The 23,786-nt window shown below is 42.3% G+C and carries 19 protein-coding genes and 1 tRNA gene; 9 read left to right on the top strand and 11 right to left on the bottom strand.

Translation table 11 applies throughout. The features are described from left to right. Nucleotides 1-334 precede the first annotated feature (334 nt). The 3 genes from LC586_RS21080 to psbZ form a co-directional block, all read right to left on the bottom strand. Nucleotides 335-406: transfer RNA gene (locus LC586_RS21080), tRNA-Gly, on the bottom strand. 113 nt (nucleotides 407-519) lie between these two features. Next, nucleotides 520-1,098 carry a 6,7-dimethyl-8-ribityllumazine synthase gene (ribH, locus tag LC586_RS21085; RefSeq protein WP_094346524.1) on the bottom strand — a complete coding sequence of 193 codons (579 nt, stop codon included), beginning with the start codon at nucleotides 1,096-1,098 and terminating at the stop codon, nucleotides 520-522. A 189-nt stretch (nucleotides 1,099-1,287) separates the two neighbouring features. Continuing rightward, complete coding sequence (psbZ, locus tag LC586_RS21090) at nucleotides 1,288-1,476, bottom strand: photosystem II reaction center protein PsbZ (protein WP_100901500.1); 189 nt, start codon at nucleotides 1,474-1,476, stop codon at nucleotides 1,288-1,290. A 570-nt stretch (nucleotides 1,477-2,046) separates the two neighbouring features. On the opposite strand from psbZ, the gene LC586_RS21095 reads away from it, so the two are divergent. After that, on the top strand, nucleotides 2,047-4,785 hold the full coding sequence (locus LC586_RS21095) for a CBS domain-containing protein (RefSeq protein WP_229486652.1): 2,739 nt from the start codon (nucleotides 2,047-2,049) through the stop codon (nucleotides 4,783-4,785). A 25-nt stretch (nucleotides 4,786-4,810) separates the two neighbouring features. After that, complete coding sequence (locus LC586_RS21100; protein ID WP_229486653.1) at nucleotides 4,811-5,395, top strand: Uma2 family endonuclease; 585 nt, start codon at nucleotides 4,811-4,813, stop codon at nucleotides 5,393-5,395. 21 nt (nucleotides 5,396-5,416) lie between these two features. Here LC586_RS21100 and LC586_RS21105 read toward each other — a convergent pair whose 3' ends face one another. The 3 genes from LC586_RS21105 to LC586_RS21115 form a co-directional block, all read right to left on the bottom strand. Further along, entirely contained in the window at nucleotides 5,417-6,139 is a 723-nt protein-coding gene (locus tag LC586_RS21105; protein WP_229486654.1) for a Uma2 family endonuclease, read from the bottom strand. A 62-nt stretch (nucleotides 6,140-6,201) separates the two neighbouring features. Beyond that, complete coding sequence (locus tag LC586_RS21110; protein ID WP_229486655.1) at nucleotides 6,202-6,882, bottom strand: Uma2 family endonuclease; 681 nt, start codon at nucleotides 6,880-6,882, stop codon at nucleotides 6,202-6,204. A gap of 196 nt (nucleotides 6,883-7,078) precedes the next feature. After that, nucleotides 7,079-8,785 carry a protein kinase domain-containing protein gene (locus LC586_RS21115; RefSeq protein WP_229486656.1) on the bottom strand — a complete coding sequence of 569 codons (1,707 nt, stop codon included), beginning with the start codon at nucleotides 8,783-8,785 and terminating at the stop codon, nucleotides 7,079-7,081. A gap of 108 nt (nucleotides 8,786-8,893) precedes the next feature. Between LC586_RS21115 and LC586_RS21120 the strand changes: the two genes are divergently transcribed. The 5 genes from LC586_RS21120 (at nucleotide 8,894) to LC586_RS21140 (ending at nucleotide 13,001) form a co-directional block, all read left to right on the top strand. Next, the gene (locus LC586_RS21120) at nucleotides 8,894-9,070 is read left to right on the top strand and encodes a hypothetical protein (protein ID WP_229486657.1); all 177 of its coding nucleotides are present in this window, start codon (nucleotides 8,894-8,896) and stop codon (nucleotides 9,068-9,070) included. 50 nt (nucleotides 9,071-9,120) lie between these two features. Beyond that, entirely contained in the window at nucleotides 9,121-9,447 is a 327-nt protein-coding gene (locus LC586_RS21125) for a DUF6825 family protein (protein ID WP_229486658.1), read from the top strand. A gap of 220 nt (nucleotides 9,448-9,667) precedes the next feature. Then, the gene (locus LC586_RS21130; RefSeq protein WP_229486659.1) at nucleotides 9,668-11,353 is read left to right on the top strand and encodes an ABC1 kinase family protein; all 1,686 of its coding nucleotides are present in this window, start codon (nucleotides 9,668-9,670) and stop codon (nucleotides 11,351-11,353) included. A gap of 26 nt (nucleotides 11,354-11,379) precedes the next feature. Then, nucleotides 11,380-12,105: a Stp1/IreP family PP2C-type Ser/Thr phosphatase gene (locus LC586_RS21135; RefSeq protein WP_229486660.1), complete on the top strand. Its 726-nt coding sequence runs from the start codon at nucleotides 11,380-11,382 to the stop codon at nucleotides 12,103-12,105. Nucleotides 12,106-12,803: 698 nt separating this feature from the next. Next, nucleotides 12,804-13,001 (top strand): NblA/ycf18 family protein, encoded by a 198-nt coding sequence (locus LC586_RS21140; RefSeq protein ID WP_041565841.1) that lies wholly within the window; start codon nucleotides 12,804-12,806, stop codon nucleotides 12,999-13,001. A gap of 467 nt (nucleotides 13,002-13,468) precedes the next feature. Here the strand turns inward: LC586_RS21140 and LC586_RS21145 are convergent, their stop codons facing one another. The 4 genes from LC586_RS21145 to LC586_RS21160 all read right to left on the bottom strand — a co-directional run bounded on the left by LC586_RS21145 (nucleotide 13,469) and on the right by LC586_RS21160 (nucleotide 18,584). Beyond that, on the bottom strand, nucleotides 13,469-15,022 hold the full coding sequence (locus LC586_RS21145; protein ID WP_229486661.1) for a serine/threonine-protein kinase: 1,554 nt from the start codon (nucleotides 15,020-15,022) through the stop codon (nucleotides 13,469-13,471). Nucleotides 15,023-15,494: 472 nt separating this feature from the next. Continuing rightward, on the bottom strand, nucleotides 15,495-16,508 hold the full coding sequence (locus tag LC586_RS21150; protein ID WP_229486662.1) for a glycosyltransferase family 2 protein: 1,014 nt from the start codon (nucleotides 16,506-16,508) through the stop codon (nucleotides 15,495-15,497). A gap of 221 nt (nucleotides 16,509-16,729) precedes the next feature. Further along, nucleotides 16,730-17,176, bottom strand: coding sequence for a hypothetical protein (locus LC586_RS21155; protein ID WP_229486663.1), 447 nt, complete (start codon nucleotides 17,174-17,176; stop codon nucleotides 16,730-16,732). Nucleotides 17,177-17,294: 118 nt separating this feature from the next. After that, on the bottom strand, nucleotides 17,295-18,584 hold the full coding sequence (locus LC586_RS21160; protein WP_229486664.1) for an anhydro-N-acetylmuramic acid kinase: 1,290 nt from the start codon (nucleotides 18,582-18,584) through the stop codon (nucleotides 17,295-17,297). Between the two features lie 488 nt (nucleotides 18,585-19,072). On the opposite strand from LC586_RS21160, the gene LC586_RS21165 reads away from it, so the two are divergent. Further along, a complete protein-coding gene (locus LC586_RS21165) occupies nucleotides 19,073-19,843 on the top strand; it encodes an Npun_F0296 family exosortase-dependent surface protein (RefSeq protein WP_229486665.1) in 771 nt (256 codons plus the stop codon). A gap of 296 nt (nucleotides 19,844-20,139) precedes the next feature. Further along, nucleotides 20,140-21,558: a folate/biopterin family MFS transporter gene (locus LC586_RS21170; RefSeq protein WP_229486666.1), complete on the top strand. Its 1,419-nt coding sequence runs from the start codon at nucleotides 20,140-20,142 to the stop codon at nucleotides 21,556-21,558. Nucleotides 21,559-21,991: 433 nt separating this feature from the next. Here the strand turns inward: LC586_RS21170 and LC586_RS21175 are convergent, their stop codons facing one another. Next, a complete protein-coding gene (locus tag LC586_RS21175; RefSeq protein ID WP_229486667.1) occupies nucleotides 21,992-23,335 on the bottom strand; it encodes a pre-peptidase C-terminal domain-containing protein in 1,344 nt (447 codons plus the stop codon). Nucleotides 23,336-23,786: the final 451 nt, after the last annotated feature.

A 23,786-nucleotide genomic window follows, 5' to 3' on the forward strand; every position in this document is an offset into this window, starting at 1 on the left:
GATCGCGGAATGCTAAAAGACGCTTTGCACCTGACAACACTATTATTTAACTAGCCACTTTTAGTCCAGTGTAATACACCCTACATAAAACGAATTGATTACACCTATAAAGATTGTAGCCAAGCTAATGTATATCTACACCAGTCTAAAGCTGGGTTTTATATTTCTTAGCAAGTGGGCGATATTCAAATTGAGACAGTAGACGATTTGTTTGCTCAATCTGTCCACATTGGGAGCGATTCACAAGAGTGTAGTGCGAATCGCCGAAGACTTCAATGCACCCTAAAAATACTAAACCTCTTGGAATTTTCAACTCCAAGAGGTTTTAGTTGGAAGCGGGTAACGCGATTCGAACGCGCGACATTCACCTTGGCAAGGTGACGCTCTACCACTGAGCTATACCCGCAATCGATAACCATATATTAATATCTCAGATTTATCCCTAATTGTCAACCCCTTAATTTAGTTATTAGTCATTAGTCATTAGTGAATAACAAAGGATAAATGACTAATGACGGTCTAGCCGAGTTCTTCTGACTCCGCAGTTAAATTACCGATGCTGGCACTTTGAAAAGAGGCTGGCAAAGACTGGCTATTACGAGAATATGGCTCTGCCAGGTTAGAACGTAGTTGCCGCATGAGGCTTGCCATTTCTAGGGCATTCAGGGCATAATCCCAGCCGTGATTACCTTTGATGCCTGCCCGTTCTAAGGCTTGCTGCATAGTGTCTACTGTCAAAATGCCAAAAATTACTGGCACTCCAGTTTGAAAGCTAGCGGCGGCAATACCTTTAGAAACTTCGGCGGATACATAATCAAAATGGGGTGTTTGCCCTCGAATAACTGCACCTAGACAAATTACTGCATCATAACGATGGGAAAGTGCTAGTTGGCGAGCTACTAAAGGTACCTCAAAACTTCCTGGAACCCAAACATAGTCCACCTGATTACCTTGCGGGTTAGGATCTACACCGTGGCGTTTCAAGCAATCTTGACATCCCTCTAGCAGCTTTCCGGTAACTAGGTCATTGAATCGACCAATCACCACTGCAAACCGCAAAGGCTCCGTTTGGGTAAAAGTTCCCTCGAAAACTGCCATGACTGCCTCTTAATCAACTATAGTTCTGGCCAATATACATTTCTTATTTAAATGTAGAGGAGCAGGAAAGCACGGTCAGAAAAAAGGAAATCGGAAAAAATCTTTCCTTTTCTCCTTTGGTCTTTGACCTTGGCTTTTCTGCCCCTCTAGTTCTTATATTATGTGCCTGCGCCAGAGTGAAGCCGTCGCCTACACGACAAAAAAGTTTAACAAACCAACTAAAAATACCAAACCAATCCAGGCGGCGGAACCAACCCAGAGCAGTTTTTTAGATTCAACCCAATTTTGGGGAGTGGCGTAAGCAACGGGAACGCCAACAACCAGGACAAAAGACAATAGAACTAGGCTTATCAAAGCGAATTGGAATATTATGGTCATTTTTGCTTCTCCCAATACAGCGAAATAGTGATATGTCTTACACTAACAGTAAGGTGTACAGTGTAGGCAACGAGCGTGACTCCTGCTATTGCATAGGACATTTCCAGAAGCTCTGGTTTTATGTACCTGTGATCCCCCACGGTCAACAATTTGATTTTTTCTTCCTTTCGTACCCCACAAATTTTACGACACAGGATGATTTGCTTATGACTTTTGCACTGATATGTCAACCAATGGTAAATTTGCATTCTTTGAAAGGATGCCTACTCGTTTCCCGTTGTCTAACGTTTCACGTAGGTTTCCCAGAGGGCAGTAACCGGGGTGTATCAACGACCGTGGTGGCGAGTAACCACTTAAATCATACAACGCCCTGATCATCTATTTTAGAATATTTGACAATTAGGGCACTGACTCTGAGAGTTAAAGGGTGAGGCTTCTGCCCATTTTAGCTAAAGGGTAACACTGACACTTTCTTCTCGTTTTTAAGTTACCGGAAATTTCAACATTTTAGTCGTTTGTCCTTTGTCTAAGTACCGATGACTAATGACCAATGACTAATGACTATTAACTATGGATTTAATTCTTTGCCACACAACAGCAGATTTTGACGCACTAGGAGCAGCAGTAGGGTTAACGCGCCTACTACCGGGAAGTAAGATTGTGCTGACTGGCGGTTCTCACCCTCCTGTAAGGGATTTTTTAGCATTGCATCGGGACGAATATCCGTTAATTGAACGCCGTTCTGTGAATCCAGAAAAAATTCGTTCTCTGACTGTGGTGGATACGCAACAGCGCGATCGCTTGGGGAAAGCTGCTGAGTGGTTAGATTTACCCCATATTAGAGAAATTATAATTTATGACCATCACTTAGGACAAGAATCAGATATTCCGGCTACCGAATCAGATATTTCTTCAGTAGGAGCAACCACAACTTTAATCGTTGAGCAATTGCAACAACAGGAAATTTCCCTAACTCCTGCTGAAGCAACTGTGATGGCTTTGGGTATCCACGTTGACACTGGCTCTTTGACTTATGACCAGTCCACACCACGGGATGCCCTAGCTTTGGCTTGGTTGATGCAACAAAGTGCAAGTTTATCGGTAATTTCCACCTACCGAGACCCTGGTTTGTCTGTGCAATTGCAGCAGTTATTAACTGAATCGCTGGAAAATTTAGAATATCTTTGTCTACATGGATATACGGTTGCTTGGGTAACTCTAAAAACTAAAAATTTTGTGCCTGGGTTATCGAGTTTGGCATCGGAACTCGTGGAATTAACCGAAATTGACGCCCTACTGTTGGCTAATGAGTATCCTTTAGGTGAAGAGGATTCACGGTTAACTGTAATTGGGCGATCGCAAATTCCCAAAACGAATCTTAACCTATTATTCCAACTTCTAGGTGGCGGCGGTCATTCACAAGCCGCATCGCTAAACCTAAGAGGAGTTGATTCAGAAGCAATATTAAAACAACTCCTGGACGGGGTAAAAGCACAAATTCCCCATCCCCTCACGGCTAGAGACTTGATGTCCTCTCCTGTTCGCACGATTCTGCCTGAAACCACAATTGCCGAAGCCCAGCGCATTTTATTACGCTATGGACACTCTGGTTTATCTGTAGTTGATACCCAAGGGCAACTAGTAGGTATTATTTCGCGCCGGGATCTTGATGTTGCTCTGCACCACGGATTTAGTCATGCGCCAGTTAAAGGCTACATGACCACAAATCTTAAAACGATTACACCAGATACGACACTGCCACAAATTGAAGCGCTGATGGTGACTTATGATATCGGACGCTTACCAGTATTGGAGAATGAGCAGTTAGTTGGTCTGGTCACTCGTACTGATGTCTTGCGGGAATTACATCAAGAAAGGGATGAAGACGAAGAGGGACAAAAATTCAAAATTCAAAATGACGTTCGCGGACTCGCTAACACTGCGCTAACAAAATTCAAAATTCCTCTCAGCACTGAGTTGCAAAATCGCCTTGCTCCGCAACTGTGGCAATTACTCACCACAGCATCACAAGAGGCAGAAAAACGGGGTTGGCATCTTTATCTTGTCGGGGGTGCAGTGCGGGATTTACTGTTAGCTGATGCAGCATCGGGGACTTTGATGATTAAAGATATTGATCTTGTGGTTGATGGCTTTCACAAATCAGCAGATGTTGGTGCTGGTGTAGAACTAGCAAAAGCACTCCAACAACTTTACCCTGCGGCTCGTTTAGAAATCCACGGGGCTTTTCAAACTGCGGCTTTGTTGTGGCACAAAGACCCAGAATTAGATTCTCTATGGGTAGATATTGCCACCGCTAGAACAGAATTTTATCCTTATCCAGCAGCAAATCCAGAAGTTGAAGCGAGTTCCATTCGTCAAGACTTGTATCGTCGAGATTTTACCATCAATGCGATCGCCTTGCGCCTCACTACTCCTCGTGCTGGTGAATTACTCGATTTCTTTGGCGGATTAATCGATTTACAAGCCAAGCAAATTCGGGTTTTGCACCCCAACAGCTTTATCGAAGACCCCACCCGGATTTATCGTGGCGTGCGCTTTGCCGTGCGCTTCGGATTTCAAATTGAACCGCAAACTGAAGAGTTTATCCGCTATGCCATCAACAGTGGCGTTTACGATCGCACTGCTCAAGAGAATAGCAAAACTCCAGCCCTGCAAACTAGACTAAAAACAGAATTAAAGCACATCCTAGAAGCCCCTTATTGGAAATCGGCTTTGCAGTTACTCGATAATTTAGGAGCATTGCAATGTATCCATCCTACCCTGAAGCTAGATGCAGAACTCCTGCGACAATTACGTTTGCTAGAACGCTGCTTGCGGCGATTTGATACTGAACAAACTCTCATTCATTGGGAAATGCGCTTAGAAGCGTTAATCGCCCAACTTGCACCACAATATCGAGCGAAAGTAGCAAAGAATCTGCAACTGCAAGAGGATAGCATTAAACGCTTGCAAAACTTGGCTTCTGCCCAAACTGAGGTGATGGAATCTTTGCCTAAGTGTCAAAGTCCCAGTCAAGTAGTGCAGTTGTTGCGACAGTACGATTTACCAATGCTGATTTTAATTGCTTTGCAAAGTCCGCGATCGCTTAGACATCAGATTTGGGAATATTTAACTGTTTTGGTTAATGTGCAGCCACTATTGAATGGCAATGATTTAAAGAAACTGGGTTACAAACCAGGGCCGCAGTATCGGCAAATATTAGATGATGTAGTTGCTGCTACCTTAGATGGAGTGATTAAAGATCACAGAGAAGCTGAAGAGTTTTTAGCCAAGCATTATTCTCATTAATTTATATTTCACACATCTGGTTTTTATGCAAACACAAACACCGAAAAAATCCTACAGTCCAGAGGAATATTTACAACTAGAGGAGACATCAGAATCCAAAAATGAATATAGAGATGGAGAAATAATTCCTATGGCTGGTGGTACGACTAATCACAATGAAATTGCAGGTAATTTTTACGCCAATTTTAAATTTACGATGCGCGGTAAAAATTACAAAATCTACATGGGTGATGTCAAATTGTGGATACAGCGTTATCGTATCTACACTTATCCTGATGTCATGGTTATTCAGGGAGAACCAATATATGAGGGAACTGGCACTACTACAGTCACCAATGCCATAATGATTGTGGAAGTATTATCTAAATTGACAGAGAATCACAATCGAACTAATAAATTTAGATTTTATCGTTCTATTGCGACACTCAAAGAATATATTATGATTAATCAATATGAATATCTTGTTGAGCAGTTTAATAAAAATGCTGAAGGGCAATGGGTATTAACTGAATACGAATCAGTAGATGCTGTATTATCACTAAAATCAATAGGGTTTCAAATTTCCTTCAGCGATATTTATCAAGGAGTTAATTTTGAAATAGAAGAATAATCATAATGCGATCGCGGCACTCTAAATTCTATCTGGGTCGATATTTAACTCCCGCAGTTTTGCTGCCAAACGTTCTGCCTTTTGTTCTGCTTGTTCTGCCTTTTGTTCTGCTTGTCCTGCCTTTTGTTCTGCCTGTTCTGCCGTTTCTTCAGGTGTTGGTACTAGTTGACCATCTCGTGTAAAAAACCGCAATAATCCCTGATAAGCTCCCAAATATAACCCTAGTTGTTGACTCCACAAATATCCTTGCTCACTTGCTTGTAGAGGTTGATATTCTCCATCTACTAAATGAAATCCCGCAAATTCTTGTGTGTAAGGGTCGAACCAAAAATAATCCAACGTGCGGAAAGTATCTTGATAAATTTCTTTTTTTAAACCTTTATCAATATTAGCTGTTGAGTCAGACAAAATTTCTAGAATTACATTTGGATATTTGCCATCTTCTTCCCAGACTACCCAACTTTTACGGGTTTTACGTTCAGTTCCCAGCACTACAAAAAAGTCTGGCCCTCGGAAGTATTCTGATTTGCGTTGGCGTGGACTGTAGTAGATAGTCAAGTTTCCAGCCGCATAGAAATCATTTCTATCTTTCCACAGCCATTCCAGACAAGTTAAAAGTAGGATTATTTGTCGTAGATGCAGTTCTGTTTCCAAAGGAGGTTCATCACTATATAGATCACCAGGGGGAAATATAACATCTTGGCAGATGCCTTGTTGAGATTCTAATTCTTGAGCTATGGTCATAGAAGGGATACGGCATCAAGTAGTTATGGATTTATTTTAGCAGTGTTGTAGTTAGCAATAATCTAAATTGTATCTGGGTCGATATTTAACTCACGCAGTTTTGCTGCTAAACGTTCTGCTTTTTGTTCTGCCTGTTCTGCGGTTTCTTCAGGTGTTGGCACTAGTTGACCATCTCGTGTAAAAAACCGCAATAATCCCTGATAAGCTCCCAAATATAACCCTAGCTGCTGACTCCACAAATATCCTTGTTCACTTGCTTGTAGAGGTTGATATTCTCCATCTACTAAATGAAATCCCGCAAATTCTTGTGTGTAAGGATCGAACCAAAAATAATCCAACGTGCGGAAAGTATCTTGATAAATTTCTTTTTTTAAACCTTTATCAGTATTCGCTGTTGAGTCAGACAAAATTTCTAGAATTACATTCGGATATTTGCCATCTTCTTCCCAGACTACCCAACTTTTGCGGGTTTTACGTTCAGTTCCTAGCACTACAAAAAAGTCTGGCCCTCGGAAGTATTCTGATTTGCGTTGGCGTGGACTGTAGTAGATAGTCAGATTTCCCGCCGCATAGAAATCATTTCTGTCTCGCCACAGCCATTTTAAGCATTTGAGTAAGAGCATGATTTGCTCTAGATGAAGTTCGCTTTCCAAAGGAGGTTCATCACTATATAGATCACCAGGAGGAAATATAACATCTTGGCAGATGCCTTCTTGAGATTCTAATTCTTGAGCTATGGTCATCGAATGGATACGGCATCAAGTAGTTATGGGTTTATTTTAGCAGTATTGTAGTTAGCGATCGCACTACATTAATTAATGCTTTGCAAAAAAGGTGATCGCATTCTTAAGTTAGGCATAAAAAAAGAGAGTGCGATCTTATCTGCATCACAAACAAAACAATAACCCCGACTTTTAAAACAAGTCGGGTTCTGTTTAATTACGGTTTGATTAAAGACATTTCAGACTGGCGATATTTAGTAATTAACCTACGTCGTTTTAGTGGTGAATAAAGCAAAATACTTACCAAGGGTAATCCGGTTCCTGCTAGTGCAAATAAGATATAGGGATTAACAAAGCCAACTATATAAATAATTCCAAAGCTAGTTCCTAATCCCATTGTGAGCAACAGCACAGCGGTAGACGCATTAGTAGGCGAACTAACTATAACTACAGCGCAAGGCACAGCCATAACCCAAATCCCAATCCCAGCCCCAAGCCAACCCCCAGTCTCAGACATAGCCCCAAATATAGCTCCAATTACAGATCCAATCAATGCCCCCTCCCCTGCACATACAGCACCAATCACAGCACCAATGACAGCACGAATCACAGCCCAAATTACAGCCCATAAACCAACAACATTTATAAACCAAGTCATAGATGTGGATGCAATAATACAAATTAGCAACACTCCAGCAAGCCAAGCGTATGCTAGTTGTTGCTTTTCAATCGGTAAAGCAGCTGTCTGCACCTTCACGGTTAAAGTATGAGTCTCTGGATAGGCATTACTGTGCAATATAAGTTGACGTTTATACTGCTTCTCTGCCATCAATTTACTCGTATCCACCTGAACCTGACACCGAGTATGATTCCCGCTAAACTGAGCAGGTGTTACCGAAATCCAAGCATGATAATCTGGGGTATGGGGTGGGTCTTGAGGATGGGGTGCAACTTCCCATTTACCTTCTAGCAAAGTATCTCCTATGGGGTTCTCAATAGTAATGCTTTGCGTTAGCTTTTCCCCCAATTGGTTCGCTTTGAACTCCAGCACTGTTTCACTGAAATCAACTCCCGCTACACGGATAACATCAAGAGGTTTGAGTGCTTCTCCCGCTACACGGATAACATCAAGAGGCTTGAGTGCTTCTAAAGCTGATTGTGCATTAACAAAACGGTTTTTCTGTAGCGGTTGTACCATCTTTTCCAACCAACTTAGAAACCGTAGATTCAACCGAGGTAGAAGATGACGAAACTTAATTAAATATGGATCATCTTGATCTTGCAATTGATCTATTTTTGTTGATTTGATTCCTGTCAGTAAGCAAATCAAGGTTGCACCCAAAGCATACAAGTCTGTAGCTTCTGTTGGTTTAAACATTTGCTCTGGCGGGATAAAACCAGGAGTACCTCTAAATACACTACTCGCTGCAACTTCCTGGCTGCCAATACGAGCAAAACCAAAGTCAATTATATAAACGTTGAGTTCTTCATCTACCAAAATGTTTTCCGGTTTGATATCCCGATGAATTACCGGAGGATTGAGATTTTGCAGGTATCTAAGAATTTTTAAAGCTTTGACAGCAATTTGCTTAACTTCCTCTGGTGCAAAGCTGCGGGTTTCTGCTAAAGATTGGGCGTTGATATATTCTTGCACCAAACAAAAGCCATCAGACGTAGCAAAAGAATTTATGTAGCGGGGAATACCGGGATGAGCTAGTCCTTGTAGCACTCTAATTTCTCGTTGATGAGCCTCAAAACCAGACCAACTGGAACCAGCTTGAGCAAAGCAAAACTGCTTTATTACCATTTGTTCCCCAGTATCAACTTTTGATGCTAGCCAAGTAATCCTTCCTCCTTCCCGATTACGTCCCAATTCTCGCAAAACTTGATAGCCGTGTTCGCTGAAATCTGGATAGCTATTCATAGTTCAAGGGCAACAAGTAGGGTATGCCAAGTTTGCTGTGTATTACGCAAATACACTTAAGCTAGCAGGGGTAAATCAATTAATCAATGTTTTTAACATTAGTTATAGATGCGAGGTATCTCTATCAAAATTTCTCCTGAAACTCTTCCCTCTGCGTTCTCTGCGCCTCTGTGGTTAATAAAGATTTTTAACCGCAGAGGCACAGAGGGCACAGAGAATAAAAAAGCGATCGCCTGCTACCATTGTGAAATTCCTTCGTCTCCACCCCAAAACCAGAAGCCGTAAAGCATACAGGCAAGTTATAATTTTCTTGCGGATCAACGTAACAAAAATTTATGAGTAACCCCCTCGTACAAGCCTTTTTCGTAGGCAGAGCAGTAGCTGAAGTAGTTAATGAGCGTTTAGAGGTCGCCTTGACCGATGCTTTGAGTGATCTGGGCAAATTTGATGCCGAAGCTAGAGAGCAGTTGCGCCAGTTTACAGAAGAAGTCCTAGAGCGGGCAAATCGGTCAGCAGAAGCTGCTAATAGTGGTCAACCTAGTACAGGTACTGGACAAACCAGTTCTGATTCAGGTGACTTGCAAGCAGATATTGATGAATTACGAGCAGAAATTGCCCTGTTACGAACAGAATTGCAACATTATCGCAGAACTTCTGCATAAATTTTAGTCATTAGTCATTGGTCATTAGTCACTTGTACTGAGCGACTTGTGCCGAGCGTTCGCGTAGCGTCTCGCAGAGAAGCCGAGGTAAGTCGAAGTATTCGTCAAAAATTTTGCACAAATGGCAAATGACAAAGGACACTTAAGAAAAAACAGTTTAGGAATCAGAGTGTCTTTTCTTTCAAGGGATTCGGTTGCAAACCAACGGTAAACAAAGTATATGGAACAAGGTTATTCAGATAAAGCATACCGTTGGAATCGGGAAAAATACTCTAGCAGACGGCGTTTTGTGGACATTTGGTCTTTTGTCTTGACCTTATTGTTCAAACTTTGGCTATACAACAAATCTTGGAGTTATCCGGGTGGCGTGACTGAGGCAAAGCAAGCTGCAAGACGCAAAAGTCAAGCGGTTTGGATTCGCAATACCCTGCTGGATTTAGGGCCAACCTTCATCAAAGTAGGGCAATTGTTTTCTACCCGTGCTGATATATTCCCTGGTGAATATGTAGAAGAACTAGCCAAATTACAAGACAAAGTACCGGCATTTAGCTATGAGCAAGTAGAAGCGACCATTGAGAAAGAACTAGGCAAGAAAATTCCTGAACTATTCCATAATTTTGAACCTGTTCCTTTAGCTGCTGCTAGCTTGGGGCAAGTACACAAAGCTGTGCTGCATACTGGGGAATCGGTTGTCGTCAAGGTGCAACGTCCTGGACTAAAAAAGTTATTTGAAATAGATTTACAAATTCTCAAGGGAATTACCCGCTATTTTCAAAACCATCCCAAATGGGGACGGGGGCGAGATTGGTTAGGTATTTATGAAGAGTGTTGTCGCATTCTTTGGGAAGAAATTGATTATCTTAACGAAGGTCGTAATGCTGATACTTTTCGCCGGAACTTTCGCGGCTACGATTGGGTAAACGTCCCAAGAGTATACTGGCGTTACGCCACGTCCAGAGTGTTGACTTTAGAATATCTCCCTGGAATTAAAATTAGCCAATACGAAGCTTTAGAAGCAGCAGGTTTAGATCGAAAGGCGATCGCTCGTCAAGGCGCTCAAGCCTACTTACTACAATTACTCAATAGTGGCTTTTTCCACGCCGATCCTCACCCAGGTAATATTGCCATTAGTGCAAGTGGTGCTTTGATATTCTACGATTTCGGCATGATGGGGCGGATTAAGTCCAACGTGCGTGAAGGACTAATGCAAACACTGTTTGGCATTGCCCAAAAAGATGGCGATCGCGTTGTTCAGTCTCTGATCGATTTAGGCGCGATCGCACCAACCGATGATATGGGCCCAGTCCGGCGTTCCGTCCAGTACATGCTGGATCATTTCATGGATAAGCCCTTTGAAAACCAATCGGTGGCAGCAATCAGTGACGATCTTTATGAAATAGCTTATAATCAGCCATTTAGATTTCCAGCAACCTTCACTTTTGTGATGCGAGCCTTTTCTACCTTAGAAGGGGTAGGCAAAGGTTTAGATCCAGAGTTTAACTTTATGGAAGTTGCCAAACCATACGCAATGCAGCTTATGACCGATATGAATGGTTCTGAGGGGAATAGCTTTATTAACGAATTAAGTCGTCAAGCAGCTCAGGTAAGTAGTACCGCGTTTGGTCTACCACGTAGGTTAGAGGATACCCTAGAGAAGCTAGAACGCGGAGATATGCGCTTGCGTGTTCGGTCTATCGAAACTGAACGCCTATTGCGTCGGCAGAGCAGTATTCAGCTCTCAATAAGCTACGCTCTGTTAATCAGTGGTTTCACGCTTTCAGCTACGATCTTAGTCGTTACCAATTATGTGTGGTGGGCACTCGCGCCTGGTTTAATTGCAGCAGTGCTTTCAGTGATCCTGATCAGACTACTTTTACGACTTGACCGTTACGATCGTATGTATTAATTGTTGGTTGGTTGCAAAAATAATTTATGAAACTTAATTTCACGGGTTTTAGCGATCCGGGACTTATTCGTTCTAATAATCAGGATGCTTACTATATCGACCCACAGGGGCGGTTTTTTGTTGTTGCCGATGGCATGGGTGGTCATGCCGGAGGTGAGGAAGCAAGTCGGATTGCCACTAAGGAAATTCAGGCGTATTTAGTAGCAAATTGGCAATCTCCTAAATCTTCCCAAGAATTGCTAGAGCAAGCTTTGTGGGGTGCTAATGAAGCTATTTTGCACGATCAGCAAAATCATCCCGAACGCGCCGACATGGGTACAACGGTTGTAGCGGTAATTTTTCGCGCCCCAGAGACGCCCTGGTGCGCTCATGTTGGCGATTCGCGGCTGTATCGCTTCCGAGAATCGCACTTAGAACAAGTAACAGAAGACCACACTTGGGTAGCACGAGCAATCAAAATCGGTGACATCACCTTAGATGAAGCACGATTACATCCGTTTCGTCATGTATTATCGCGCTGTTTGGGACGTGAAGACTTACATCAAATTGATGTGCAACCACTGGATGTAAAAGCTGGCGATCGCTTGCTGTTATGTAGTGATGGTCTAACAGAAGAACTTGTCGAACAGAAGATTGCTAACTGCCTCCAAGACACCCCTTGGCTTGATAAAGCCGCCATCTCTCTAGTTGAGGCTGCCAAAGACCACGGAGGGCACGATAACATTACAGTTGTCATCGTCTCACTCGACTAAATAGTCATTGGTCATTGGTCATTGGTCACTTGTACTGAGCGGAGCCGAAGTATTAGTCATTAGTCAAGAGTTACTAGCTATTGGACAAAGGACAAATCTGGTAGATATACTCAGCAATTTGTTCAGCATGAGCATTTTTACTTTTTACAATTTGATACAAATATTTTTAGCTTCCAAAGTGACCTAAAAGAGGCTAAATTTGCACAAATTGGTAGATTTACATCTTGCACGTAATCAGGTAAAGCAACTATAATTCACGCTTATTACCATCCATTCTCCAACCTCCTTAAAGTCCCAACCCTCCGAAGCTTCCTCCATCCATATTGCGGGGGAGACAGCATATTAGTTTTTCTCAAACAAGGAAACTATGTAGGATTCAGGACAAAATTTGCTCATCTCCTCAAAGGAGAGTTATGCAAAGCAAAAAGGAGTCAAGAACTAGTTATACCTATCTAAGACCAAACAGAGAATATTTTCCGGAATATGGCTCGGCTGACTTGGGTGGTATATCAGTAGGATTAGGTGCAAGATATCAGAGCAGAAAAAGTCCACACTTCGGATGTGGGCAATGTGTCAAACACTTGTTATCTTTCGTAATACGGAGGAACAAATGTTGGACAGATATCAGTCCAATTATTATCCCATTTGGACTTCTGCAAACGATATCACCTTTACTCGTTGTTTTTTCGGAGTTAATTATGAACCAGCCAATGAAACTATCCTTAGAACAGCAATTCAGTATATGCTCATTTGCTACTCAGGTGCAAAATATGAGCCACGATCAAGCTAAAGACTTTTTGGTGAAGCTCTATGAGCAAATGGTCGTGCGCGAGGCAACTTATCAAGAGCTTCTTAAGCACCAGTGGGGCTTAGATTCCGGTTCCACTATGGCATAGAGTCGTTCTACTGTCGCAGTGGGCGACCTCCTTCTCTTGCTTGGTTCCAAGGAGGAAAAGAGCTGGGGATGTCGGGGCGTCAACTTCGATAACCAATTCTGCAAAAGTTGGACAAAAATTAAATTCAAAAAACTAACAATCAATGAGTAAGCTTTTCGACGACACATCTGCTAGAGTCTAGACTTACTTTACTTTGTAGTACAAATCTACTGTTTGCTTTAGCCAGACTTCCTTTTGATTCGTCTAGTGTGGAAATTAACCTGCGTAAATTTACAATCTCCCGGAATATATATACAGGAAGACTGAGAGAGAATTTAGATAACCGTGATTTGGCAGCTAGTTTTTTCACTCTTTATACATATAACTAGAACTTACATCTTTATATATATTTTGTTTATAAAAGTTTACATTCTTCAAAAAACTACCCTTTAGTTACATTTAATACATGTAACATGAAGAAATTATTCCTAGCTGGAAAGATCGTATGGAGAATCTGTATCAATACTTTGCAGTTTTGCGAGAATTTGAGGCTTAATCTTTTCATACTCACTTTTGAGTAAGCTTTTACTAATTTGCGGGTCGGCAGAGGACATCAATGTGTTGCTCATTGCGACCCACTCTTGCAGTCGTTGGCGCTGGGCAGAAGCGATGCTGGAAAGTAAAATATGGGTACAGCGATTTGGTGTTTCTCGTGCAAAGAACAACAGACGGTAGTAACCTGTGTGCTGTAGTAACCGGGCAATTTCTTGACCAAGACTGGTTTTGAGATCAAGATAATAAGGTAACCATTTAGCGCCATGTTTGCGGTTGTAGATGACAGTAATCCATAGCAGCATGGGATGGGGAATAGAGATAAAAAGAAATTGGTTATAGCGGGTACAGAGTAAGCGCTTTTGAATTTCCTCTTGCGGTAGCATCACCCACAGAGCTGGTAAAAGCTCCCCATTGCTATGAATGGGCTGGGGAAACACAATATCGGCAACTGGTTTATTTTGGGGCCAGGAAATGACACGAGCAATTTCATCGTTTGACCAGGATACACGCAAATCGCCTTTTGTCTTTTGTTCACCCTCATTGCTCACTGTAATAGCAGGAACTAGGGCATGGCTGTCTTGCTTAATTTTGCGTGAATGCTCAGGCTTTTCTAGAGATGCTAAAACTCTCAGGATTTCAGTGATACTTTGGGGGCGATCGCGTGGTACTTTAGCTAGACAACTCATCACCAAATTTTCGATTTCTTTTGGTAATTCTAATCCGGGCACAACCTCAGCAAAAGAACGTGGCTTTTGATAGTGATGTGTTTTATACCATGCTCCAAAAGAGTGAGTTGGTGCCACCAGTGGCATTTTGCCTGTGAGCATCTCAAACATCATGACACCCAAACTATAAATATCAGCACGATTGTCTAATTCTTTACCCTCCATCTGTTCGGGAGAAGAATAAGCCAATGTCCCCAAATAGAATTTTGTATGGTCGCCATCTGACTGTAATAATTTAGCAATACCAAAATCTAGAACCTTGACCAATTCTCCGAAACTGGGATCTTGAATCACCAACATATTACTTGGCTTGATATCGCGATGGATAATTGGGCAAATATTGCCCTCAACTGGGATGCCATCATGAGCGCACTGTAACCCCAGGCTGAGTTGACGCGCCATACTCAGGAATCTTGGTAAAGGCAGTCGTTGCTTGCGAATAATATTGTTCAGGCTTTGTCCCTGTAGGTACTCCATGACATAGAACGGAGTGTTATTGTCATCTACGCCATAGTCCATGACTCGGACAATGTGGATGCTTTTTTGCCCTAGCAAAGCACAGGTTTTTGCTTCTCGTTCAAAGCGGTCTTGCAATCGCATCTTTTCATTTTGAATTGATAGCGCCAGAAACTTAACCGCAACAGGTACACCTCCCAACAAAGTATCTTTAGCACGATAAACCCGACCCATTGCTCCAGTACCGATTAACTCCTGGAGTTGGTAGCGTTTGCTAAGTAAGCGACCAATGTTGTGGTCTGACATAGAGAATTTGAATCCAAAAGCAGGTTGTAAGTGTTTAGGAGGAAAAGTGCATTGAAAAAGAGGCAAGGGAGCAGTTCTTGCTGGGAGCTAGGGGGATTGAACAGGAAAGGGATTCGACACCCTCTCGAAGAACGGGGAGGGGTTGGGGGTGGGGTTCAGTACCTACTCAAGCGAGAACCGCTATACTACCCAAAACCGTCCCTCTCCGAGTGGGAGAGGGACGACTTGAACTAAAATTCAAGGCAGGGAGAGGTTCGTCACACTCAGGTTATTTTAATTTTAGTGAGCAATGGTCTACAACTAAGGTTTTGCTTAATTAGTACTTTCCTCTTACCTCCAGCAAAGCTGTCCTCTGCGTTTATTTTGTAAGTAGGGATAATGAAAGATACTTATTGCCTTACCAGGTTTTTAACCTTCAGGCTCATTCTGACTACGGAAGAATGGATTATTTATTGGGAAAAATGTGATAGTACTAATTGGTAGTTTTTCGTTCTCTCTGAATGTTATAAGAAATGTCAAAAACTGATTTATTACCCATCACATAGTATTGAATTCGACGTTCGATAATATTGTTCAATCGCAAAATGAAATCATAAAAAAAGTACGGGTTTTTACCCATTTCTGTCAATGCTGTTAACCATTTTCCTTCCTTTAGAGGCTCTACAACTTTAAGGTAAGCTAGATGTTTTTTATAGACTGAATTATTATAAGACAAAGCACGCATTAAAGCTGGATTTTTTTTCACAACTTCTTGTTGCATGAAAGAATTACTAGCATTCAAGTATTGATTTAGACGTGACAATTGGCTTTTATGTACAAGAGATCCGGGGCGTGAGCGGTAGAAATAATAGGGTTTTGGCTCAAGGAAAAAGCGAGCTCCTTTGATTAAGCATTTCATATCAATCCAAAAATCTTGACCCATCCTGATGGCATCATCATACTCGATGCCGTGCTTAACCAGAAATTCTCGTTTGAATAGAGGCTTGCTTATACCAAGATGCAATCCTGGTTGTCCATAGACATCAGTTTCTACAAAATAAACGATATCAATTTGGAGAATTTTATCTATACGTTCTTCACTTTCTTGAATCAATGTGCTCCAAGGAGATGTTTCGCCATCTTCGATTAAATAAAGATCGTCAGCAATCATGTCTGCATTTCTTTCGTTTGCCAGTGACACAAGCTTGGACAATCTTTCGGGAGCATACCAATCATCTGAATCAAGCACAGCAATCCATTCTCCTTGGGCTGCTCTAAGGGCACGATTACGCGCAGCAGCAGCCCCAAGGTTTTGTTGATTAACTATTACTTTGAGACGTGGGTCAGTAAAACTTTTAGCGACTTCTACAGTTTTATCACTTGAAGCATCATCGACTATGATAACTTCAATATCTGTGAGCGTTTGCTCTAAAACTGACTCTATTGCCTTCGCAATATAAGCTTCAGTATTGTAAGCAGGGATAATGACAGAGACTTTAGGATTCATGAAACTGGACTCCAGACTACACGGTTCGGTAAAAATACTAAAAGTCTAACGATAATTTGATAATTTCTTATTTAGTATACAACTCAGTAGGTCAGTGAGAATAAACGATGACTCTTTAAGATCAGGCATGAGAGATTGGACGTTAGAAAGCAGTGCCTTGCCAGAGTTGTTTGAGCCAGAGGCTTCCAGCCTAGAGGCATAGCAGTGAGGCAGCGCTACCCTTAGGTTGACTGACGCTCTAGGCTAGCTTCCATTGTGTTAGTTAAAAAATGACCAGCCAACATGCCACTGCTGAGGTAATATCTATCTTCCGAAATTCGGTGCAGGGTTTCAAAGCCACTACGACGTTGACGATCGCCTATTACCCAATAACGCTGCACAATAGTATCTAAACCAATCCAGCCTTCACCTTCAATCTGCCCCAAAATATTATGCTGGAGTAAAAAAGTGTACTGACGCTCTCCCTCATGCAGCCGCCCCTTGTATTGCAGAGAGATTTCTGAGCGATCGCTACCAGGAAATATCAGTTTTGTAGCCATAGTGAACCAGTTATCTCGATTCCAAGCTACCAAGGTCATACCCTTGACGCTGATTGGCATACCATTACGTTCCAGCCAATTTCCCTGCATTGTCCAGCGTCCTGGTTCCAATAAAAAAGTATGAGCCACCTTCTATATTCCCTGTCTTGATCGAGTGCCGCCAAGACTATAGTTATAGCAGTGCTAAGTTGCGTTAGCGATAGCTCGGCGTTGAGCCAGTGCTGAATGAAGAAATTTTTTATCTTGTTTATTGTTCCTGTCTCAGCACTGAGTACTGATTTTGGTGAATTTCTCCCAAAAGCACTTCAAGAGGTGCCCCAGTCGCAGTAGGTAGGTTGCCAGGAATACCCAAAAGTCGCCAGTAGGCTAAAACTGCAAAGGCGATCGCTTCTTTAAAATCTGCACTCAAACCAACTTCATCTGTAGTCAAGACTGGTATTGATGGCAACAACAACTCTAATCGACTTTTCAAATACAGATTGCGACTACCACCGCCACATAATAGTACTCTTTGTGGCATTTCCGGCAAAAAAGTGCGGTAACTATGAACAATTGAAGCAGCCGTAAGTTCAGTGAGAGTTGCCAGTATGTCGGCAGGGTTGAGCTGGTATGCTTGGGCATCTTCTAAACACTCATGCAGGTAAGTCACACCAAATAACTCTCGACCAGTGGATTTGGGCGGCGGTAGATGAAAATAGTCTTGGTTGAGCCATTGTTCTACCAATGGATGGCAAGGAGTACCACTGCCTGCCCAATTGCCATTTTCATCGTAAGTTTTAGCACCAGCGCTTAAATGCTCCACCGCTAGATCCAACAGACTATTTCCTGGGCCAGTATCCCAAGCGCGAATTTTTGAGAGCCAGTCGCCATGCCGAGGCGGAATATAAGCAACATTACCAATACCACCAATATTTTGAATACAACGCCCTTCTTCAGGATGACTGAGTAAATAGGCATCTACTCTAGGCACGAGAGGCGCACCATGACCACCAATAGCGATATCAGCGACGCGAAAGTTGCTCATCGTTGTAATGCTCGTAAGATGGGCAATTAATGCACCGCGCCCTAGTTGGAGACTGTAGCCTAGTGGGGAGTGGGCACAGAGGCGATTAATTGCGTCTGTACTAGGGAGTGGGCTTGCCGTGAGCGTAGCCGAACGGGAGTAGGGAGTGGTTTTGTTTCCCATTTCCCTATCCGCAGGTGGTCGATGATAAACTGTCTGACCGTGGGAGCCAATGAGAGTAGCTGGCTGATGACCAATTTGAATATTTTGGGCGGCTTGGGCAAAGACAATAGCGATCGCATCATCTATTTCTGCCAATTCTGCCATTGAGATGGCAACGCCTGCACCAACTGCCAATATTCTTTCTCTGAGTTCAGATGGATAAGGATATGTTGCCCCAGCTACCAACTCAACTTTGAGATCCAATTCTGTACCGGAAATTTCTACCAACACAGCGTCTATGCCATCTACGGATGTGCCACTAATTAAACCGATAACGCGAGTAGGGACAGCAACTTCTTCGGTTGGATGCATTGATAAAGATTCTTTTGTTGATTGCAACAGGTAGTTTAATTCATGTTACTACCGATGTCAAAAAAACTCAGATGGCATAGTTGACTGGAGAAAGAGGAGTAGGCACAAGGGAAGAATGTCAAAACCAATAGCAATGACCACGTATCTATTTCTATTGATCAGGAAACAGGCTTCTCCAAGACTGTCCGTTATCTTTATTAGTCCTTAATAATGACAACATCCGAAGATACAAATTCTTAATATATATAATCTAAATTTACAACTTTTTTATCTTCAGATAAAGAACAGATAGGTTATCCATTATTTTGCCAAGTGAAACTACTTATTTAGATCCTAAAAAACAGCAAAATATCTGCCAGATATATGGATTTACCAGTAAGTGAGAATCCAGTGATTTCATCGTGTTGTTTCTTATATAAGGCATTCCATAATGAATTCAAGTCGCACAACGAATTAATCAACAAATAGAAATACAGAATCTCAAAATTATGTCTTTTAAAAAAATTGCTTGCATCGCTGCTCTATCTTTATCTGCAATCTCTTCATTTATCTATGCAGGTTCTGCCCAGGCTATTTCCTTCAAAATGACCACAGGCATTGCAGGCCCTAATGGAGAAACTAACCAAGGTGCTTTTTCTGAGTTTACTAAGCTTCCCGGTACGACAACTATTAATTTCAATGATGGTAAAGTACCAACCACTGGTTTCGCTAAGTACTCATTTGAGAACACAAGTGGAACCAGCAGCGTTAGGTCAGATGTATGGGCACCTCCTGGTGTGAAAGATACAGACATTAATAAAAGTAGCTATTTGGCAGTTTTCAACGGTGATAAAGTCACAATTAACCTTGACGGTTACCTCAATTATTTCGGTATTGACTGGGGAGCTATCAGTGCCAATAACACGTTCTCCTTCTACAATGGCAATACTCTGATCAAGACATTTACAACTGCGGATGTGAACCCAGTTGCTCCAACTCATGGCTCACAGCAGAATGGTGAAGGTAGTGGCTACGTTCACTTCTACTCAAATAGTACCAACGATATTTTCAATAAGATTGTCATCTCCCAAACAAGCACAAATGGTGGTGGATTTGAAAGCGACAACCATTCTTTCCATTCAGGAACTGACAGATTTACAGGTTTTGACCCTAAAGCTGTTCCTGAGCCTAGTGTTATCTTGGGTATGCTGACTGTAGGTGGTATGTTTCTTCGCAAGCGCAAGAACGAGAAGTTGCAAAGCGTCAGCCAATCTCATTAAATCTTGGCTCAGTAAGATTTTCCTGATTTTGTCTATACCCTAACTCCAGGCTCTACGTTCGCGTAGTGTGCCGTAAGCTGGATTTAAAAACTTCCGACGACAATTTAATATTAAATACAAATTAGGGCGAGCTTACTTAGGTAAACTCGCCCTAATCCTTTTGCAATTGATGATCAGATTTTCTCCTACGGACAACGCAACCCATAGCAAGCTTTCAGAGTAGGACTGACACAAAGCCCACATCCTAAGAATCGATATGATAGAAAAGTAGATAAAACTTAAAAAATATTTATCGAATGGTGCTTCAATCATCTGGCTTGTCCAAGGTCAAAGACTCATTAACACAAAAAATCTTCTTGGGTAATGAACCCAATGCGGAGTTAATTGCAATTCTCACCGTTTATTTTGTCCAAGGAATTTTAGGGTTATCGCGTCTAGCCGTTAGCTTTTTCCTCAAAGATGAACTGCTGCTGAGTCCAGTCCAGGTGTCGGCGCTATTGGGAATTGTCTTCCTACCTTGGATGATCAAGCCGGTGTTTGGTTTCATCTCTGATGGCTTGCCCATATTTGGCTATCGTCGGCGTCCTTACTTGATTTTATCCGGGATACTGGGAACTGCTTCTTGGGCGAGTCTGGCCACAATAGTTCATACTAGCTGGGCAGCTACATTAGCGATCGCTCTTGGTTCTCTCTCTGTCGCCATGAGTGATGTCATAGTTGACTCGCTGGTTGTGGAACGAGCTAGAGGCGAATCCCAAGCAAAAGCCGGTTCATTACAATCTCTGTGCTGGGGTGCTTCTGCGATCGGAGGTTTGATAACAGCATACTTTAGCGGTCTGCTGCTCCAATACTTTACTACCCGTACTGTCTTTGGAATTACCGCCTTATTCCCTCTCATCGTTTCAGGAGTAGCTTGGTTAATTACTGAGTTCCCCGTTAGCAAAGATTCTCAAGATAGTAATCAGACCAACTCTTTACCAATAAAACATCAACTGGGGCAGCTACGCCAAGCCATTACCCAAAAAAGAATTTGGCTACCAACGGCGTTTATCTTCATCTGGCAAGCTACCCCAAATGCTGACTCAGCCTTTTTCTACTTCGCTACCAACGAACTCCACTTTGAACCAGAATTTTTGGGGCGAGTCCACTTGGTGACAAGTTTCGCTTCTTTAGCAGGTGTTTGGATTTTTCAACGTTTCCTCAAAAACATCCCTTTTCGCGTGATTTTTGCTTGGAGTACTGTCCTTTCGTCAATTTTGGGGATGACGATGCTGTTGTTAGTGACTCACGCAAACAGGCGATTAGGTATAGATGACCACTGGTTTAGTTTGGGTGATAGCCTGATTCTCTCTGTGATGGGGAAAATTGCCTTTATGCAAGTGATGGTGCTAGCAGCAAGGCTTTGTCCCTCTGGTGTGGAAGCGACATTATTTGCCTTGTTAATGTCGGTGTTTAATTCAGCAGGAACGGTTTCCCATGCATTCGGGGCATTAATCACCTATTGGCTGGGGATTACCGCAACGAACTTTGAATCACTTTGGCTATTGGTAGTAATTACTAACCTCAGCACGCTGTTACCCTTACCATTTATCAACTGGCTACCTGCTGCTGAAGAAGAAACTGAGACATCCAAAGATGGGGAACAAGCGTTTTTGCCAGATTTGATGTCTGAGTTGGTACTGAGAGAACCAGAGTCGGAAAAAAATTCTTTTTAGCGGCTAAATATTTTCGTGCAAAGTAACAATAATAGGACTAGTACAGCGTGGCGTAAATCAAGCTACCATTTTAAAACTTGCAAAAGCCTTAATATACAAAATTTTTGACTTTTGAGAGCCAGTTGCTAAAGAGCGGGAACGCTAAGAGCGTAGTTTGCTTCCCCGTAGGGGTACAAATCGGCAGAGCCGACGCCAGTCGCTCATGGGGGAAACCCCTTGGCGCTAGCCTCTCCCTTTGGGAGAAGACCGCGCTGGCTCCTTTTGATTTTTGACTTCCGCCTTGCGGTACTAACGCTTTCAAGGTGGTGAAATTTAGAACGAGAATTGGTTATTTCAACCTTCAAAAAGCCCAAGATATGAGCGGAGGATTCAAGATGGTAGCACTGAAACAACGTATCTTCGTTGGCCACCTTGAAAGGGCTAGTTCTAGTTCTTATGCAAAATTGACTTCTAGGGTATAAGAAAAATCAGCTATAGAGGTGCTACCAGAGAAAACTCCGCCATCTTCAAGCGAGAAACCAAATTTACTCACTGAAATGGAGTACGTACCTGTACCCAGGGAACTAGTGATTAATGATCCCTGGCCTGAGCCACCATCGTCGTTCCTTTGTAATAAACTTCCAGCGCTGTCAAACAGATTGAGAACTGTATCTCCCGATGTCACCGTACTGATAGTGACAGTTCCTGGATTTGCTAAAGAAAATGTAAAAAAGTCGAAATCGGAATTATCCCCTGGTTGAACTGTTGTTAACTGGGCCAAGAGATTAATGTCTGAGCCTAATGATAAGGAACCTAAACCTTCAGCGCTGTCTAGTGAGTTGTTTGTAGCTTCTCCAGCATTTTCCCGCTCATAGAAAAGGAAGTCATCACTATCAAGTCTGAGATTGGTTTTCCCCTGGACAATACCTATGCTCTCATCTTGCTCTGCTCCTGGTTTGTCTAACAATATTCGTGTGTTGCTTCCAACAACTTGCAGGCGGTAGTCTTGTAGAGGTCCTTTGAGTTCAATTCGATCTTGGCTAGAGTCGAAGTCAATAATAGTAGCCAAGTCCCCAAAACCAGGACTGGTAATGTTGTTATCGTCGTAGAAAACATTTACAGCGTTCCCTAGGATAAATCTATCTACCCCAGCCCCGCCAGTGAAGTTATCAGTTTCTCCTATTCCAGGTGGAAGCGGACTACCAGGGAAAACACCGATGAGGATGTCGTCTCCAGACCCGCCATTGAGTACGTCATTGCTGGGCCCGCCTTGTAGACTATCATTGCCATCACCACCATTGAGGATATCATTGCCATTATTACCATCTAGAGTGTCATTGCCTCCTACGCCATTCAAAGTGTTGTTAGAAGTATTACCAAAAAGGAAGTTGCTAACACTGTTACCTGTCCCGTTGATGTCGCTACCTTCCCTCAACCTCAAGTTTTCCAGATTGGTGCCTAGTGCGTAGGTGACAGAAGACCGGACGCTATCTGTGCCTGAATTCGCAGCCTCTGTAATTCTATCAAGAGTAGTGTCAACGAAGTAAGTGTCGTCGCCTGCACCACCTATTAGAGTGTCAGTACCCAAGCCCCCATCAAGTGTGTCATTGCCATCCCCACCGATTAGACTGTCGTTTGCCGTCCCACCTGCGAGGGAATCGTTACCAGCCAAACCATTCAAGATATCGTTACCGGAGGGACTATTGGCATTACCACCACTAGCCCAACCAACTATCGTGTCATTTCCTGAAGTCCCAGAAAGATTGTCAGCAGTTGTTTTGCCGAAAATAAATGCCATGTTATTTCTCCTGAATTTCTCACTAATACGTAAGTTCAGCCTCAGTCAAAGAATTATTCATCAGTTCAATGTAGATTACTTACCATTTGTGTGATCTAAGTTAAAAACCACTAATTATTTGGTTAATAACTTCTAAAGAAAAAATATCCACTTATTTATTGTGGGCTGACCCGAAAAGCACGCCTTTGCTTGCGGTTGAGCGAGACGCCTACTCTAAAAAATTAGATAATTTATTTTTTGAAAGTCCCTTAATTTATAACCCAAATGGTAAGTAATTAGATCAAATGCTTGGGTTCTTTTTCCAAACTTTTTTTACCGAAGCTGTAATTATTTAAATATCATGAAATACAATGTTACGTCAACTTTTTTTCCAAGTTATCAAAATGTTAATAGATATGATTGATAATACATTGAAATACGCACGTACTTTTTAATTAATTATTGTTTTAAA

It is taken from the genome of Nostoc favosum CHAB5714 (genome assembly GCF_020829495.1).
GTDB lineage: Bacteria > Cyanobacteriota > Cyanobacteriia > Cyanobacteriales > Nostocaceae > Nostoc > Nostoc favosum.